General features: G+C 41.1%; 14 protein-coding genes and 1 pseudogene. 3 read left to right on the top strand and 12 right to left on the bottom strand.

Annotated features, from left to right (window positions below):
* Positions 1-225 precede the first annotated feature (225 nt).
* From FZ954_RS07545 to FZ954_RS07490, 12 genes and pseudogenes are all read right to left on the bottom strand, one after another.
* Positions 226-573 (bottom strand): class Ib ribonucleoside-diphosphate reductase assembly flavoprotein NrdI, encoded by a 348-nt coding sequence (locus tag FZ954_RS07545; protein WP_148877924.1) that lies wholly within the window; start codon positions 571-573, stop codon positions 226-228.
* Between the two features lie 9 nt (positions 574-582).
* On the bottom strand, positions 583-933 hold the full coding sequence (locus FZ954_RS07540; RefSeq protein ID WP_148877923.1) for a hypothetical protein: 351 nt from the start codon (positions 931-933) through the stop codon (positions 583-585).
* Between the two features lie 184 nt (positions 934-1117).
* Positions 1118-1684, bottom strand: a complete 567-nt coding sequence (locus FZ954_RS07535; RefSeq protein WP_148877922.1) for a TetR/AcrR family transcriptional regulator — start codon at positions 1682-1684, stop codon at positions 1118-1120.
* Positions 1685-1868: 184 nt separating this feature from the next.
* The gene (locus FZ954_RS07530; RefSeq protein WP_148877921.1) at positions 1869-2270 is read right to left on the bottom strand and encodes a DUF3021 domain-containing protein; all 402 of its coding nucleotides are present in this window, start codon (positions 2268-2270) and stop codon (positions 1869-1871) included.
* Between the two features lie 10 nt (positions 2271-2280).
* The gene (locus FZ954_RS07525; protein WP_148877920.1) at positions 2281-2736 is read right to left on the bottom strand and encodes a LytTR family DNA-binding domain-containing protein; all 456 of its coding nucleotides are present in this window, start codon (positions 2734-2736) and stop codon (positions 2281-2283) included.
* A 20-nt stretch (positions 2737-2756) separates the two neighbouring features.
* Positions 2757-3620, bottom strand: coding sequence for an ABC transporter permease (locus FZ954_RS07520; RefSeq protein ID WP_148877919.1), 864 nt, complete (start codon positions 3618-3620; stop codon positions 2757-2759).
* Positions 3621-3838: 218 nt separating this feature from the next.
* Positions 3839-4487, bottom strand: a pseudogene (locus tag FZ954_RS07515) (ABC transporter ATP-binding protein); the annotation flags it as partial.
* Between the two features lie 149 nt (positions 4488-4636).
* Positions 4637-6637: an ABC transporter permease gene (locus FZ954_RS07510; protein WP_148877917.1), complete on the bottom strand. Its 2001-nt coding sequence runs from the start codon at positions 6635-6637 to the stop codon at positions 4637-4639.
* Positions 6618-7397 (bottom strand): ABC transporter ATP-binding protein, encoded by a 780-nt coding sequence (locus FZ954_RS07505; RefSeq protein ID WP_148877916.1) that lies wholly within the window; start codon positions 7395-7397, stop codon positions 6618-6620. The genes FZ954_RS07510 and FZ954_RS07505 overlap by 20 nt, the downstream gene beginning before the upstream one ends.
* An 83-nt stretch (positions 7398-7480) precedes the next feature.
* On the bottom strand, positions 7481-8239 hold the full coding sequence (locus tag FZ954_RS07500; RefSeq protein WP_148877915.1) for a TraX family protein: 759 nt from the start codon (positions 8237-8239) through the stop codon (positions 7481-7483).
* A 111-nt stretch (positions 8240-8350) separates the two neighbouring features.
* A complete protein-coding gene (locus FZ954_RS07495) occupies positions 8351-9331 on the bottom strand; it encodes a sensor histidine kinase (protein ID WP_148877914.1) in 981 nt (326 codons plus the stop codon).
* The gene (locus FZ954_RS07490) at positions 9315-10001 is read right to left on the bottom strand and encodes a response regulator transcription factor (RefSeq protein WP_037615348.1); all 687 of its coding nucleotides are present in this window, start codon (positions 9999-10001) and stop codon (positions 9315-9317) included. The genes FZ954_RS07495 and FZ954_RS07490 overlap by 17 nt, the downstream gene beginning before the upstream one ends.
* Before the next feature lie 672 nt (positions 10002-10673).
* On the opposite strand from FZ954_RS07490, the gene FZ954_RS07485 reads away from it, so the two are divergent.
* The 3 genes from FZ954_RS07485 to FZ954_RS07475 all read left to right on the top strand — a co-directional run bounded on the left by FZ954_RS07485 (position 10674) and on the right by FZ954_RS07475 (position 15009).
* On the top strand, positions 10674-11459 hold the full coding sequence (locus FZ954_RS07485) for a hypothetical protein (protein WP_148877913.1): 786 nt from the start codon (positions 10674-10676) through the stop codon (positions 11457-11459).
* 944 nt (positions 11460-12403) lie between these two features.
* Positions 12404-13663 carry an NRAMP family divalent metal transporter gene (locus FZ954_RS07480; protein WP_148877912.1) on the top strand — a complete coding sequence of 420 codons (1260 nt, stop codon included), beginning with the start codon at positions 12404-12406 and terminating at the stop codon, positions 13661-13663.
* Positions 13664-13782: 119 nt separating this feature from the next.
* Positions 13783-15009 (top strand): DUF2974 domain-containing protein, encoded by a 1227-nt coding sequence (locus tag FZ954_RS07475; protein ID WP_148877911.1) that lies wholly within the window; start codon positions 13783-13785, stop codon positions 15007-15009.
* Positions 15010-15018: the final 9 nt, after the last annotated feature.

Here is a 15018-nt window from a genome sequence, read left to right as displayed (position 1 = left end):
AACCGCTTCTATTTTCAGAGAAAACGTTTTACTTTTTATAATCGTTTCCCTCCTATTTTATAAAACAAGATCGCTTATCTCAATAAGGCAAGAATCTTTTTTATATTTTTGAGCGTTTTTCCTAAAATTAGGAGAAAAACAAACTTTATCGAACATTCCTACAAAAAAGATGAGTGATTATCACCCATCCTTTCCTTATAAATTTATCATATAAATCATCCAGTCTTAAAGTTTAGCCAAGTATTCCTGTACAAGTTTGATGTCGTCTTCCTTGCCACCTCGGTCAATATCGCAGATATGCGGCAGCCCATATTTTTCGATAATCAAAGGTGTAGCTCCGCAGAAGGTCCGTCCATGCTTCACCGAATCTCCATTATTGACAAAACCTTTAATCAGGCTTGAATGTTTCTTGATGAAGCGTTTACTTGACCAGGGAATTTTCCCAGCACCTGCGTTTCGCGTAATGAGAATACAGGGTTCTTCCAACTTTTCCTTGATGCTTTGTGTCGGATAGCCTAGCGATTCTGCAAATCGCTTCCCAACACCTGTATTAGAATCATAGACAACAATCATATCTTTCTCCTACTTTCTCAAAAACAACATCATAATCCAAGTTGAAAACCCTAAGATTGCTACATCCGCAATAAGTTTCATCATCAACTCAAAATCATTTGGCATACTATGAATATAGACAATAGATAATAAGCTTACTAAAGCCAGACCACCTACTTTACAAGCAAGCGGAAGAGCTGGAATCAAAGTCATCCCAAGAAAGGCAACAATCAACCCTCCCAATAAAAAACTCTGAAAGTCCAAACTAAAACTAAAACCGACCGTCACTCCACCATAGGCAACAATCAAAATTCCTATTATTATCATACAGATACCCAAAATAGTCATCCCACTCATGGTATATCCTCCTTGTTTGCTCATTATTTTCCTCACTTCCTATTCTGAATGCATGATTCATTTAAAAAAACAATTCCTTTTTTCTTGTTTAATCGGATTTATCTCCCTTCTATTTTTAAAGTGTCTGACATATCAATCACCTCCTTTTTTAATATGAATGAATATCTTAAATTGTTCATTCATATAATTCTTCAAGAAAAGGAAATTCTTATTTAGCAAAAATTCCCTTTAAAAAATATTTCACCAAGGTCTCGATACTCTCAAAATAACCTGGAAAATCCTGCTCTGTCACATGCATATCAATGTAGTAGATCAAATCGTAAGACTTCATGATTTGGGCGACTTCCTCCTGTGAAAAGCCCTTCTCCTGCAAGCGCTGGCTGAAAGTCCGAATCAGAAACTGATGAAAGGCATTGGCTGCGCGGCCAGCATCCTGATTATAGTAGTCGTGCAAGATCTGAGAAATGCCCGGCTTGGTCCACTCAGCCAAAATTTTATTAGGCGAAATCAATTCAAAAGTGACTGCAAAAAGCTGCTCAACGACTGCCTCTGGCTCACCCTTCCAATCCACGCGCTGCATGGTTTCCTCACGTATGCGGTTATTCTCAGCTACATAGACCTCTAAAAAAATAGCTTCCTTGGACTCATAATACTTATAAAAGGAGCCAACAGCCATGCCAGCACGCTTGGTAATATCTGAAATATTCGTCTTTTTATAACCCTTCTCAGCAAACACCTGCCTAGCCTCAGCCAATAATTCAGCTTTTTTGTCCATGACCTTCTCCTTTTATGAATGAATTAAATTTTCTATTCATTCAAATTATAACACTTTAAAAATCTTTGTCAAGAAAAGCGGAAATCGTACTTTGAAAGGAAGACGGCAGTTTGAGATAATAGCTCCTTTGTTAAATAAAAAAACAAACAAGTTCTCGATAAAACTTGCTTGCGTCTTGGATACATTAGTGTTTTCTACGATTTTTTAAGGCCTCGTTGATTTTCTTGGTTTTAATCATCGAATCAATAGTGACAAGAAACCAAACCAAGAGGTAAATCAAAACAAAACTTAGCCAGAAGGACCAACCAAGGAGCATAGTCCCCCAGCCATTGCAGATCATAGCTAGACTAACGATGGTCGCTGTCACTACAAAGTGGCAGAAAAGTAGGAAAGGAAATGGAAAGCGATCTGTCGCATCAAAGATATAGCTTGCAACTCCAATCAAGGCGCTGACAAGGAGAACACTGAGAATAGAGCTAGGAGTCAACGAAAATGTTTTTCCTGAGAACAGGCCTACCAGCAGAAAGACCAAGCTACCTGTTCTTAGACCATCCTGCATACCGATAAGAATTTTTTTAAAGGTCATAATTTCTCTCCTAAATTCCCAAATAGTCCATAAGCAGCTTGACATAGCGGCGACTGACGTCGGTTTTGAGCTGATTGGTCAGCTTAGCAGTCATATTGCCCGAAAAGCTATCCGACAAGGATTCCAGATGATCGATGTTAATGACTGCGTGGCGAGATACCTGAATGAAATTGCGACTATTGAGACGATTTTGAAAACGAGTCAGCGTTTCTGTCGTTGTGTAAATGCCCTCGGTACTGTAAATCATCAATGTTGTCTGGTTGATGTCTGCTAGGATAATGTCTTCCGTCTTGAGCATGACCAGCTGATCATCCGACTTAATAGGCAGGACACCACTTGGTCCAGCCTTGAAGTTTTCCAAATAATCTAGGACAGCCTTGGCCTCACCAACCAGCTGATCCGCTTTCACGACGACCAGCGGGTCTTGGGAAGAAATCTGAGCATCTTCTTCAAATCTTGTCTGCAAACCTAAGCCTCCTACTTTCTTTACTTGAAGCTCATCCGTCGATTCAGCAGCCAATTTTGACCTAGCCAGAACAGGGCCGCTACCGTGAGCACTACTCCAACTATATAGTATGTTTCTTGGCTTGTCAAGAGCTTTTGCCATTCGATACGGATACCTAGGAGCTTCTCAAATTCTTGCTGGAGCTGACTCTGGTCCGCAAAAACTTCAGTCAGTGAATCCTTCATCAGGACTTGTCTGAAGAGGGAAGCCATGTAGGTTGAGGGAGTCAGTTTCATGAGATTTTGAGCAAGGCTGGGCAGAGTCCCAATCGGAATATAGGTTCCCACTAGAAAACCAGAGGCGGCACCGATGACCGTTGCGTATTGCCCCAAGGAATTCACCGATTTGAAACAAGGAACAACTAGCGCATTGAGGAGACTTGCCAGCAAGCTATTGAGCAGCATGAGGCAGACCAGCTGGGGAAGCAGCTCCCAGTCAAAGGAAATCTTGTCCGCTAGGATAAAGTAGGTCAGCATGACGGCAAACATGAAGACTTGCATGACAAAGCCAATCGCAAAGGCACTGATTAAGTAGCTAAATCGCAAGCCCCATTGCCCTAAATCTGTGATAAAGAGGTCGGCGGTCACCTTTCTTTCTCGGTCTTCAGTTTGTTGTGAAAAAGCTGATAGGGTAGTTGTCAAGGCGGTGACAGCCATCGTTCCGCTAATCAACCAAAAGTCGAGAAGTTCCGTCGCATGGCTACTGTCTGACCAAGAGCCTTTCATGTTGTTCTTTAGAAAAACCAGATATAAAACAAAGGGAATAATGGCTCCAAAGAGAGAGAGAATCACCCCACTATGATTGCGAAAATAAAGTAAAAAGTTTCGTTTGATCAACATTAACATTTAACGTACCTCTCTTCCTGTCAGAGCCATAAAGGCATCATCCATCGTTCCTGGTTGAAATTCAAATTGTTCAATATAGGAGCTAAGCTGGCTCAGCAACGTCAGCGCTTCTTGGGTCGTCTCTGGATAAAAGAGGAACTCATTTTCCTTGCCTTGCTCCCATTCGCAGCGAGTCTGCAAAGCAACCTTCAAGTCCTCTGAATCCGAGGTCAGAATCCGCAAAACATTGCGGGCATAGCGCTCCTTGATCTGGTCAGCAGAGCCTTGCGCAATGACTTGACCATGGTCTACGATATAAATCTTATCCGCATCATCGGCTTCATTGAGATAGTGGGTGGTCAAAACTACGGTCATCTTTTCCTTCTGCTGCAGGTCTTTAAGCAGCTTCCAGATACTTTCTCTAGTCTGAATATCCAGGCCTGTCGTCGGCTCATCCAGAAAAAGTAGGTCAGGGCTATTGAGCAGGGCTCGCGCAATGTCCACCCGTCGCTTTTGTCCACCAGAAAGCGTCCCGTAGCGTTGTTTAGCAAAACTAGTCAGCCCCAGTTGCTCGATCAATTGCTCAATCTTACCAGTTTCCACCTGCTTGTACTGCTTGGCACGGATTTGCAGATTTTCAACTACTGTCAAATTGGCATCTAGCACACTATTTTGAAAGACTACACCCAGCTTGGTTTGTTCTGCATAAATGATTTGTCCTGATGTCGGCTGCAAAAGCCCAATCAGCATCTGAATCGTTGTCGATTTTCCTGCTCCATTTGGCCCTAAAATGGCTGTAAAACTACCTGCCTCAATTTCTAAATTCAGGCCATTAACTGCTACCTTGTCTCCATAAACTTTGGTCAGATTTTTTACTTGGACTAACATGATCTTTTCTCCTGTCTTAACTTCTGAGACTATGATAGCAAGTCTTTTTTGAAAAATCTCGGCTTTTGGGACAAGCGGTAAAATGAGGGAGATGAGAGGTAAAATTCCAGACATCAAAAAATCCCCGACTATAGGTCAGGGATTTGCTCTTAGCGGGCGACAATCTTGCGGTAACTGCGAGAAGTCAGTAAGAATACTAAAATATAGGTCAGGAGGAAGACGCCGCAAGTTGCAAGTGTTGTCTGGATTAAGAGAGGAAGATTGGTCACACCCAATAGAGCAACAATCAAGCGCAACATATGAAAGACTGCTGCTATATGTAGAAAAGCAAAGATAAGAGGTAGGAAGAAAACGGTCAAAATCTGCTTGCGAATGGTACTTCTAGTCTGCTTTTCGTCTAAACCAACCTTTTGTAAGATGATAAAGCCATCACGATCTTCATAGCCTTCAGAGATTTGCTTGTAGTAAATCACGAGAACAGCTCCTAGAAGGAAGATAACGGAGAGGAAGACTCCGATGAAGAGCAAGGTTCCGGTAAGTTCCTGATAGCTCTTTTCTGCGCTATGACGATCACTAGCCATTGCGTAGCTACCATCTTGGGCCTGTTCCTGATCCAAAGTGTCCCGCAGTCCCAGCTGGACTTGCTCGACAAATTTCTTACTGCCCTTAGTCTCTGAAACAACTCCAATGTAGTAATAGTGTGCAACATTAAGCCCTACTTCTTTACTATCATTGACCACCATATAGAGGCCCTGTTCCATGGCCACGTCGTTTGGATTAGGGATTTCCCCATGCGTGAAATTCGACGGTAAAATCTGCTTAATCTTCCAGTCCTTGCCATTCACTCGGAGAGGCTTATCCTTATTTAAGGAAACATTTTTTCCATAGACAAGAGTTTCATCATCTGCCAAGTCTATCTTTTTCCCTGTCATTTTTTCATAATCCTGGCGATTGATAACTGTAATCGTGCCAGCAGACTTGGTCAAGATACTTGGATCCGAATCCAGCTCGCTTTGCATTGGAACCGTCACATCATTACCAGCCAGTTTCATGATGAAGGCTGATTGATAGAGATAGGTAGTATAGCTTGGCTTCTTCAGGCCTGTGTCCTGAGCGACTTGCTGAACCTTATCCAACAGAGCTTCCGTCTGATCAGTCGATTTCGGCAAGACGACGCTGACATTATAATCCTTTGGATGTAAGGTAGTAATATAATCCTGACCACCAACATAGATATTGATTGTACCAACCAGAGTCACAAGGAGCATGGTAGATAGAATGGAGATAGTTGCTAATCCTGCCGCATTCTTACGCATCCGCGATATAAGATTGGAAACAGAAATGAAATTCTGCGTTTTATAGTAGTAGCCTTTGCGCTTTTTGAGAAATTGCAATAGTGTAATCGAACCGGCATTAAAAAGCAGATAGGTTGCTAGGATAACCATGATCACAGCTATAAAGAAATTGCCAATAGCAGCGACAGGTTTGGTGACAGTCAAAGCCATGTAATAAGCCACACCCATGAGCAGGAGCCCCAGCAAGGTTTGCAGTAAAAGGAAGCGTCCCTTCTTCTCGCCTGCTTTCTTTTCCTTCATTAGGCTAAGAGAGCTATAACGTAGAAGACGCGTAGAGTTGAGCAACAAAATCACCGCAAAAGCGACACCCAGACTGGCCAGAGTCACCCAAACATTCTGCCATTGGAAGGTCGAGGCAAGAACGGCCGGCATTCCCATCAATTTCAAAAGAACGGCGTAGAGCATCTTGTCCAAAGCTAGGCCAGACAAGATACCTAGACCAACTGTAGCTAGATAAAAGACACAGAGCTCAAAGAAGGTCATAAGTAGCAAGTGACGCTTTTCCATCCCTAGCACGCTATAAACACCGAGCTCCCGCGAACGGTTCTTCATGACAAAGCTATTGGCATAGGTGATAAGGATGAGCACCGCAATCTGAATGACTTGGATACCAAACTGCAAAGTCATGCGAGCTGCTGTACCACCATAAGAAGTTTCCATATTTGGACTGTGAGCCAGTGAGACAAAACTATACAAAATCGCTGTTGCCAGTACCGTTGCCAAGGCAAATGGATAATACAAACTGCGATTTTTAACCAGATTTGATAAGGCCAGTTTACTCGTTAGTTTGAACATAATCGCCCACCTCACTTGCCATAACTGTCAGAGTATCAGAAATCTCTTGGAACATCTGCCGCTCGGTCTTGTTGCCGCGGAAGATTTGGTTGTAAAGAATCCCGTCCTTGATAAAGAGCACCCGCTTGGCCCGACTAGCTGCCGAGGTCGAGTGGGTTACCATGAGAATAGTCTGACCGCGGTCATTGATGTCATCAAAGACATCCAAGAGAGCAGCCGAGGACTTAGAATCCAAGGCTCCTGTTGGCTCATCCGCCAGTAAAATCTCAGGCTCAGTGATAATGGCGCGGGCAACGGCCACCCGTTGCTTCTGGCCACCAGAAATTTCATAAGGGAACTTCTCTTGCAGTTTGTTAATCCCTAACTCGTTGCAGGTGGTGACCAACTTTTGCATCATCTCGGTAATGGGACGCCGAGAGAGCACCAGGGGCAGGAGGATATTATCCTTGACCGATAGGGTATCCAACAGATTGAAATCTTGAAAGACAAAGCCTAATTTTTCTCGACGGAAGCTGGAAGCCTGGCTGTTTTTGATGGTTGCCGTGTCCGTTCCATTGAGAAAGACGCGGCCCTCTGTCGGCTTGTCCAGCATGGCTAGGATGTTGAGCAGGGTGGATTTCCCAGAACCTGATTCCCCCATGATGGCGACATATTCGCCTTTTTCTACCGTAAAGTGAATATCCTTTAGCGCCTCTACTTGATTGCCCTGAAAGCGGGTCTTATAAATCTTTTTCACGTGTTGTACATCTAATAAGGTCATCATGATCTCCTTTTCTATAATTCCATTTTAATACAGAAACAGCTTTATTTCCATATTTTACTAATTTTTAAATGCCAATATTTTTATCTCTGCACTAGATATGCAATCAGTGCGATGATCCAGAGATGGGCTGGGTAAAAGATATAGAAGAAATACTTGCCCCACTTGCCATTATAGCCTCGCTCGCCATTGTAGAGATGGAGGAAGGGCAAGACGGTAATAAAGGCCCAGTCTGAATTGTAGAGCATCATCGAAATGGTGGCTCCCATGGTTGGGTAGATTTCAATGCTCAGACAGAAGAGTAGAAAAGCCAAGACCATGTAAGAAAAAGTTCTGAGAGCAGGCTGATTGCGGAAGATATAGCTAATCAGCATCAAAGGAATAATGGTCATGCCACCTTCTGTCAAAAAAACTCCTGCCAAACCAATTAAGACTGCCGCTCCAATCCGCAAATAGCGCTTCTCATCCATAACCTCTTCACTATTTTTGGAAAGACCAAATACAAGATTAAGCACCAGAACGCCACAGGCTAAGCTGAGAAAGATATTATTCTCAAGATGAATCCCCTTGCTATGAAAGAGCATGGTCAAGATGGTATTGCCCAGCTGCATGATAGCCGCCCAGATAAACAAGCGGGCATTGTAGGTCAAGCGGTTGCGCGTATGCAGAAAGCCTTCTACTGCGCTAAAAGCAAACCAAGCAGCTACACAGCGAGTCAGCAGGTGAAAAATCCCGTCCCAGCCTGTCGGCAAAAGCCCTGGAATCTTACCAATATGATCAAAAACCATTAAAAAGGCCATGAAAAGCTTGAGTTGGAAAGCATTTAATCCTCTTGTTTTCATTTCATATCTCCTTGTCTTCTTTATACATCTATCTTACAAAAAAAGAAAGGTCGGTACCATAACCTAACCTTTCAATTTCACTGGCCAACCTTACAAATTTGTAAGAATGCCTTATTCAAATATCATTTTCTTTTCTGAAAAACTAATCATGACAGTTGTTCCTTGTCCGACCTGCGAAGCGATGCTGATCTGATGCCCCAGCTCATCTGCAATTTTCTTGGACAAATAAAGTCCCAAGCCAGACGATTGCTGAGTTAAACGGCCATTATAGCCCGAAAAACCTCGCTCGAAAACCCTTAGCAAATCCGCATCTTGAATCCCGAGACCGCTGTCTTTGATATAAAGCGCATCCTCCTGAAAATAAATCTCAATCCCGCCTTGACTGGTGTATTTCAGACTATTTGACAGCACTTGCTCCAAAATAACAACGAACCACTTTCTGTCTGTGATGATGGTTCGGTCTAGATCATGCAGATTGAGGCTCAAGCCCTTTTGGATAAAGAAAATCGCATACTTCTTGACAATCTCCTTGACCAAATCTTCAACATTTTCCTTTTTCAAGACCAAATCCTCGTGGAAACTCTCCAAGCGAAGATACTGCAAGACGATATTGACATAGGACTCGATCTTGAAGAGTTCTTGCTCCAGCTGGTTCTTGACCTTCTTGTCCTCAATCTCTCCGACCAGCAATGAACTAGCCGCAATAGGCGTCTTGATCTGATGAGCCCAGAGCGTATAATAATCCATCAGGTCATTTAGCTTCTCCCTCTCCTCAATCGCACGGTTCTTCTTGTCCATTTCCAAAAGAGCCAGTTTCTCAAAAAGGAGAACCTCTAAGGCAGTCTGAGGCCGACCTGAGGCATAGAAGAGCTGGTTGCGGTATTCCTTATAGGCACTAGCTAGATCCATTCCCAAGAAAAAGCTAGCAAGGAGAAAGGCTAAGAGCAGCTGATACTCTAGCAGGCTGCGCCCGTCTTCAAAAATAAAGGCAAACATCCCCATAATCGAAAAGACAATCAGCAAGAGCAACAAGATGAAGCGACGGGAATACAAATGATGCTTCAAAAAGAAAAATTTATCCTGCATGTCCATTGGTCAAACCATATCCTATCCCTTTTTTCGTCTCAATGAAATGCTTCAGACCGTGCTCTTCCAGCTTCTTGCGCAGGCGGGCAACATTGACGGACAAGGTATTGTCATCAATAAAGAAATCGCTGTTCCAGAGCTCCTTCATCAAGTCATCACGCGCCACGATGCTGCCAGAATGCTCAAAGAGCACCCGCAAAATCTGAAATTCATTCTTGGTCAGCGTTACAAGCTCGCCTTCATAAACCAAATCCATGGATTTAAGATTTAAAATCACACCCTGATATTCCAAAAGGCTTTGATCCGTCCCGAACTCATACGAACGTCGCAGCAGGCCTTGAACCTTGGCCAGAAAGACATTATTGTCAAAAGGCTTGGTCACATAGTCATCTGCCCCCATATTGATGGCCATGACGATATCCATGGACTGGTCGCGCGAAGACAGAAACATAATCGGCACCGTCGAAATCTTCCGAATTTCCTGGCACCAATGGTAGCCGTTAAAGAGGGGCAGGCCAATATCCATCAGCACCAGCTGGGGCTCCTCCTTGACAAAGGTCGTCAAAACCTGCATGAAATCCTCAATCGCCACAACCTGATAGCCCCATTGCTCCAGCATTTTTTTGATCATTTGACGGATGACCGCATCATCCTCGACCAGTAAAATCTTGTGCATCCCATTTCCTCACTCATTTTTCTTACTGCTATTATATCAAATTCTCCCTTAAATCACAGAGAGTTTTTTACTATAACAATATTGTTTTCAATTTAGGGAACTATTTAGCAGTTTACACCAATCACATGATGTATTGTTTCCGAACAGGCTTCTTGTAAATTTCACAGCTAAACTTTACGGTTGTGTAAACAAGTATATAGTTCCCTTAATTTATTATGTTCTCTTCTAATCTTTTACGGTCACTCCTTAACAATAAAATTTTCAATCAAGAGTTTTAAAGGTACGAGACTATATCAACTCATTAATAGCATCAGAATAAAAGATTAGATTAACTAACTCCATTTCAGCATCTATTTCAAATACTTCGGCTACTTCATGAATAATTACGTAGATTTATAGATATTTTTCATTAAAAACTTCATGATGTTGAAAGTACCCTGTATACCAAAAATGCCACATAAAAAATTGACAACTTTAGCATATGTGATACAATAGCTATAATAATATTTATTTTATATTTATCAGCTACTTATATAGCTATCATACATAATATTTATTTAATTTTTAGTTGATACTGCTTTTGAATCCACGTGACTCAAGGTTTGTTTAATTAGGATAGATTTACTAAAGAAGTTTTACCTAATGAATTAATTTCACTGAAGGAGAGATATATTGAAAGAAAATAATTTTTTCAAATCCAATATGATTGAAATTGGTATTCATACTTGCTTTTTTTTTCTGGGTTTATTTTTTATTTTAAGCTTTGGTAAAGATAATGATGCTTCATTTTATTTATTTGTTTTTCTCTTTACAATAACTAAATTGTACTTAGCTTGCCGAAAGTCAAAAAATATAGTTGAATGGATATTCAATGTAATTGTAACAGTGTCCTTTGGACTTATAGAGTTTGCAATTTTAAGTCTTGTACTAATTAACATTTTCAGCTCTAGGAATTATCTATACTGGATTTTGGTGTTGATTTTGATAATAATGGTATTGTGCGAAAATTATCTAAAAGAAAAATCTGACTCTGGATATAAAAAAACTTTTATATTGTTGATTCCATTTATCATTACATTTTCAATAATTTTATCTCGTATAGATACGTCACAATCCGCTATGGTTTCGGCAATTGTAGCAATAGCATCTTTATTATTACAAGCTGATACTCTGGAAGATATATTCAACATAAAAGTAACAAAATCTAAGAAACAGCAACTCTCATTAATAAAAATTTCCTTAATGTTTCTGATTCCAATCATATATATTTCATCAATATGTATTCACCCTGATGCATCTAACATTTATGGTATTTTATCCGTTGGACTTCGTAGATTTATGATAACATTAATATTTTTTCCGATATTTCTGTTTTTTATTTATGCTCCAAAATCGAGGCAATTTTTCCAAACATACCTTGGTTTTCCGCCCAATCAAAAATATCTAATTGGGAATTGAAATATAATAACATCTAATAATTTTACAAAGAAAGATATTATTATTCGGAAATCTTATATAAATATTGATGGAGGAAGAATAAAATATTTTGATAAAACATTCTTTCTTGATGAAGACTTTATCATATTTAATGATAAAGAAGAAAAAATTGGATGTATAGCAAAAGTTAATGATAATAAAATAAACCTAATTATAGAAAATCATAAAACTATAAAACTTATCAAAATTGGGAGTGATGAGTATAGAAAATTTAATCCATGTCATGAGAAGAATGGAGCCAAATTTTATAATAAAAAGTTCTCAGAACCAATCACTAACAATGAGCTAGAAGTAACTATATTCCTTAGACATAATGATGAAAACTATTTTTTAGAAACAAATAGTGAAACTAATCATACATACGAATTAAACAATGGAAAATTTATTCAAATTGAAAAAAGTCAGAAAAGTGATATTCAAAATTTATTAGAACTAGATATATACGAATCGGATTCATTTAACTAGTGGACAATTGTCCACTTTTTTTATAGTCTGATTATCATATCATCTATCAAAAGTTCAATACCTCTGTAAATTCCTGATACCGGCAAATCTAATAGTGACTTACAAGTCCGATTGTCACGATGAATCAATTTACAACAATCCAGAAACAGACTGTTTGAGCCACGAAACTATAAAGGAAAGATCATAGCAAAACAATCCAAGTTCACTTATGGCTGTAAAAGCAAACAGTTTTATGGAACTGAACACCGCCATATATTAATAGATGAGGTATCCCCAAGTTAAATGTCCTTATAGACGACAGAATGAGGATGAATAAGATTGTTTTTCAGAAAGTTTCAAGAAATCCTTCAATAAGTGTTGACAAAGACAGAGTAAAAAGATAAAATAACACTACATTCAGAATTGTCTGAAAATTCATTTTTTATAATAAGGAGATTATTATGCTAGAACAAACTCAGACATCTACCTGGCAGTCCAAACTAAAAGCCCTAGGCCCTGGGATCCTCATGGCCTCTGCTGCTGTTGGTGGCTCTCATATTGTTTCCTCTGCTCAAGCGGGCGCCAAGTATGGCTGGGCCTTGATGGGACTGGTCATCTTGGCCAACCTCTTCAAATATCCCTTCTTTCGCTTCGGTGCTGAGTACACCTTGGAAACTGGTCACAGCTTGGTTGAAGGCTATGCCCAAAAAGGAAAAGTCTACTTAGGCATCTTCTTCGTTTTAAATGTCTTCTCCGCCTTGGTCAATACAGCAGGAGTCGGAATTCTCTGTGCTGCTATCATCGCTAGCGCCTTTCCAAACGCCCTTGGACTCAGCATTACTCAATGGTCTCTGATTCTCATCATCCTGATCTGGGCAATGCTACTCTTTGGTGGCTACAAGTTCCTGGACGGCCTTGCCAAATGGATCATGTCTGCTCTAACCTTTGCAACCGTTATTGCGGTCATCGTTGCCATTATCAAGCATCCTGAGTACGGAGCAAACTTCGTTGAAAAGACCCCTTGGCAAATGGCTGCCTTGCCTTTCATCGTTTCTCTAATGGGCTGGATGCCAGCTCCAATCGAGATTTCAGCAATCAACTCCCTCTGGACTGCTGAGAAAGGAAAATCTGTCAATATCTCTGTCACGGACGGACTCTTTGACTTTAATGTTGGCTATATCGGTACGGCTATTCTGGCTATCTTCTTCGTCGCTATGGGCGCTCTCATCCAGTATCCAACTGGCCAAGCAGTTCAAGATGCTGGTGCTGCCTACATCCAGCAATTCGTTGGGATGTACGCATCTGTTCTTGGCGACTGGTCACGGATTCTGATCACATTCATTGCCTTTCTCTGTATCTTTGGTACGGTTATTACCGTTATCGATGGCTATTCCCGTGTAAATGCTGAATCCCTACGCCTCCTTCTCAATGAAGATAAGACTTCTCAAAAAACTCTGCATATCTGGATGACAGCTACAGCTATTATCGGTGGCGTTATCATCTACTTCTTCCAAGGTAGTGTGGCCCTCATGCTTCGTTTCGCCATGATTGCTTCCTTCCTGACTACTCCATTTTTTGCCCTTCTAAACTATCTCCTCGTTACGAGCGAGAATAAACATCTGAGCAAATGGCTAAAAGGTCTTTCCATCCTTGGTTTAATCTTCCTCTTTGGCTTCGCCTTATTCTTTATCTACGCCATCCTAATCGGTAAGGCTTACTAGATCAAAAGAGCTGGAAACCTGAAGGATATCTTCAGGTTTCCGCTCTTTTCTTTTTTCCTTTCTGACAATCTACGTCCACTTATGCTATACTGGAAGAAGATAGAATATTGGAGATAAATATGGGAATAATTTTTGATTACCTAGACCAAGTAGCTTACGACAGTATCTACGACACCCCCTTTAACGAACTGGATATGCTGATGCTGACCGAGATAACTTATCTGCCTTTTGACCAGATTTTGTCTGACCAGATGTCCCCTGATTGTACTTGCCGCTTGTTTGAAGCTGCTGAAAAAGTACCACAGGATTTGTCCATGTTAGTGACTAAAAATCGGCTGAAGCTCTTGGAAAAAGCAGCCAGTTCCACCCGTTTCAAAAATATCAAACTCATAGGCTATGTCAATGATATTGACCCTGATGTTCAAAAGCAGTTTGCAGCTATGATTTTCAAAATCAAGCCCGATAGTTATGTCCTGACCTTCCGCGGAACTGATGATTCCATTATCGGCTGGAAAGAGGACTTCCACATGACCTATATGGATCAGGTCCCAGCTCAAAAAACGGCGGTCAATTATCTGCGAAAAGCCATGGATGCTCTGCCTGGGCAATTCATACTGACGGGCCACTCGAAAGGAGGCAATCTGGCTTCCTACGCTGCTAGTCAGATTGAGCCAGAATATCAAGAGCGGATTCAGAGCATTTACAGCTTTGATGCTCCCGGACTGAATCACTCAGTCATCACCAGTCAAGGCTACCAGACTATTTCAGACAAGATAAAGCGCTACATCCCGCAAGGATCTATCGTCGGAATGATGCTCGAAACGCCTAAGCAGGCTCAGATTGTCAAAAGTACAGCTTTCGGCGGTTTGGCCCAGCACGATACCTTCACTTGGCAGATCAGTGACCAGACTTTTGTCCTACTGGACAACCTCAATCCAGACAGCCTTCAAGTAGATAAAACTCTGAAAAACTGGGTGGATAGCGTTTCTGATGAGGAATTAAAAGACTTTTTCGATCTCTTTTTTGGCCTCATCCTAGATGCTGGCATCAGCTCCATCAATGACCTCACCAAGCTGGAAAATTTCAACAAAATCTTAGCTGTTTTTGAAAATGCCAATGCTCTCACAGACCAGGAGCGGGAAATGCTGACACACCTCGCCAAACTACTGGTAGACATGCGCTACCAATCTTGGAAAGAAGACATAAATCTGCTGAAGCCTGCAGAAATCCAAAAAGAAATCCGAGAAAATATCTCTCAGTTTGTCAATCAACTACCTTTTGTCAATACTGAAAAGCCAAAAGAAAACAACTCTGAGACTACTGAAGAGGATACTTTACCCTCTTAAATATGGGTG

The sequence above is a fragment of the Streptococcus sp. Marseille-P7375 genome (genome assembly GCF_902460365.1).
GTDB lineage: Bacteria > Bacillota > Bacilli > Lactobacillales > Streptococcaceae > Streptococcus > Streptococcus cristatus_I.
Note: the sequence above shows the minus strand (reverse complement) of the source record. Positions and strands in the feature narration are given on the sequence as shown.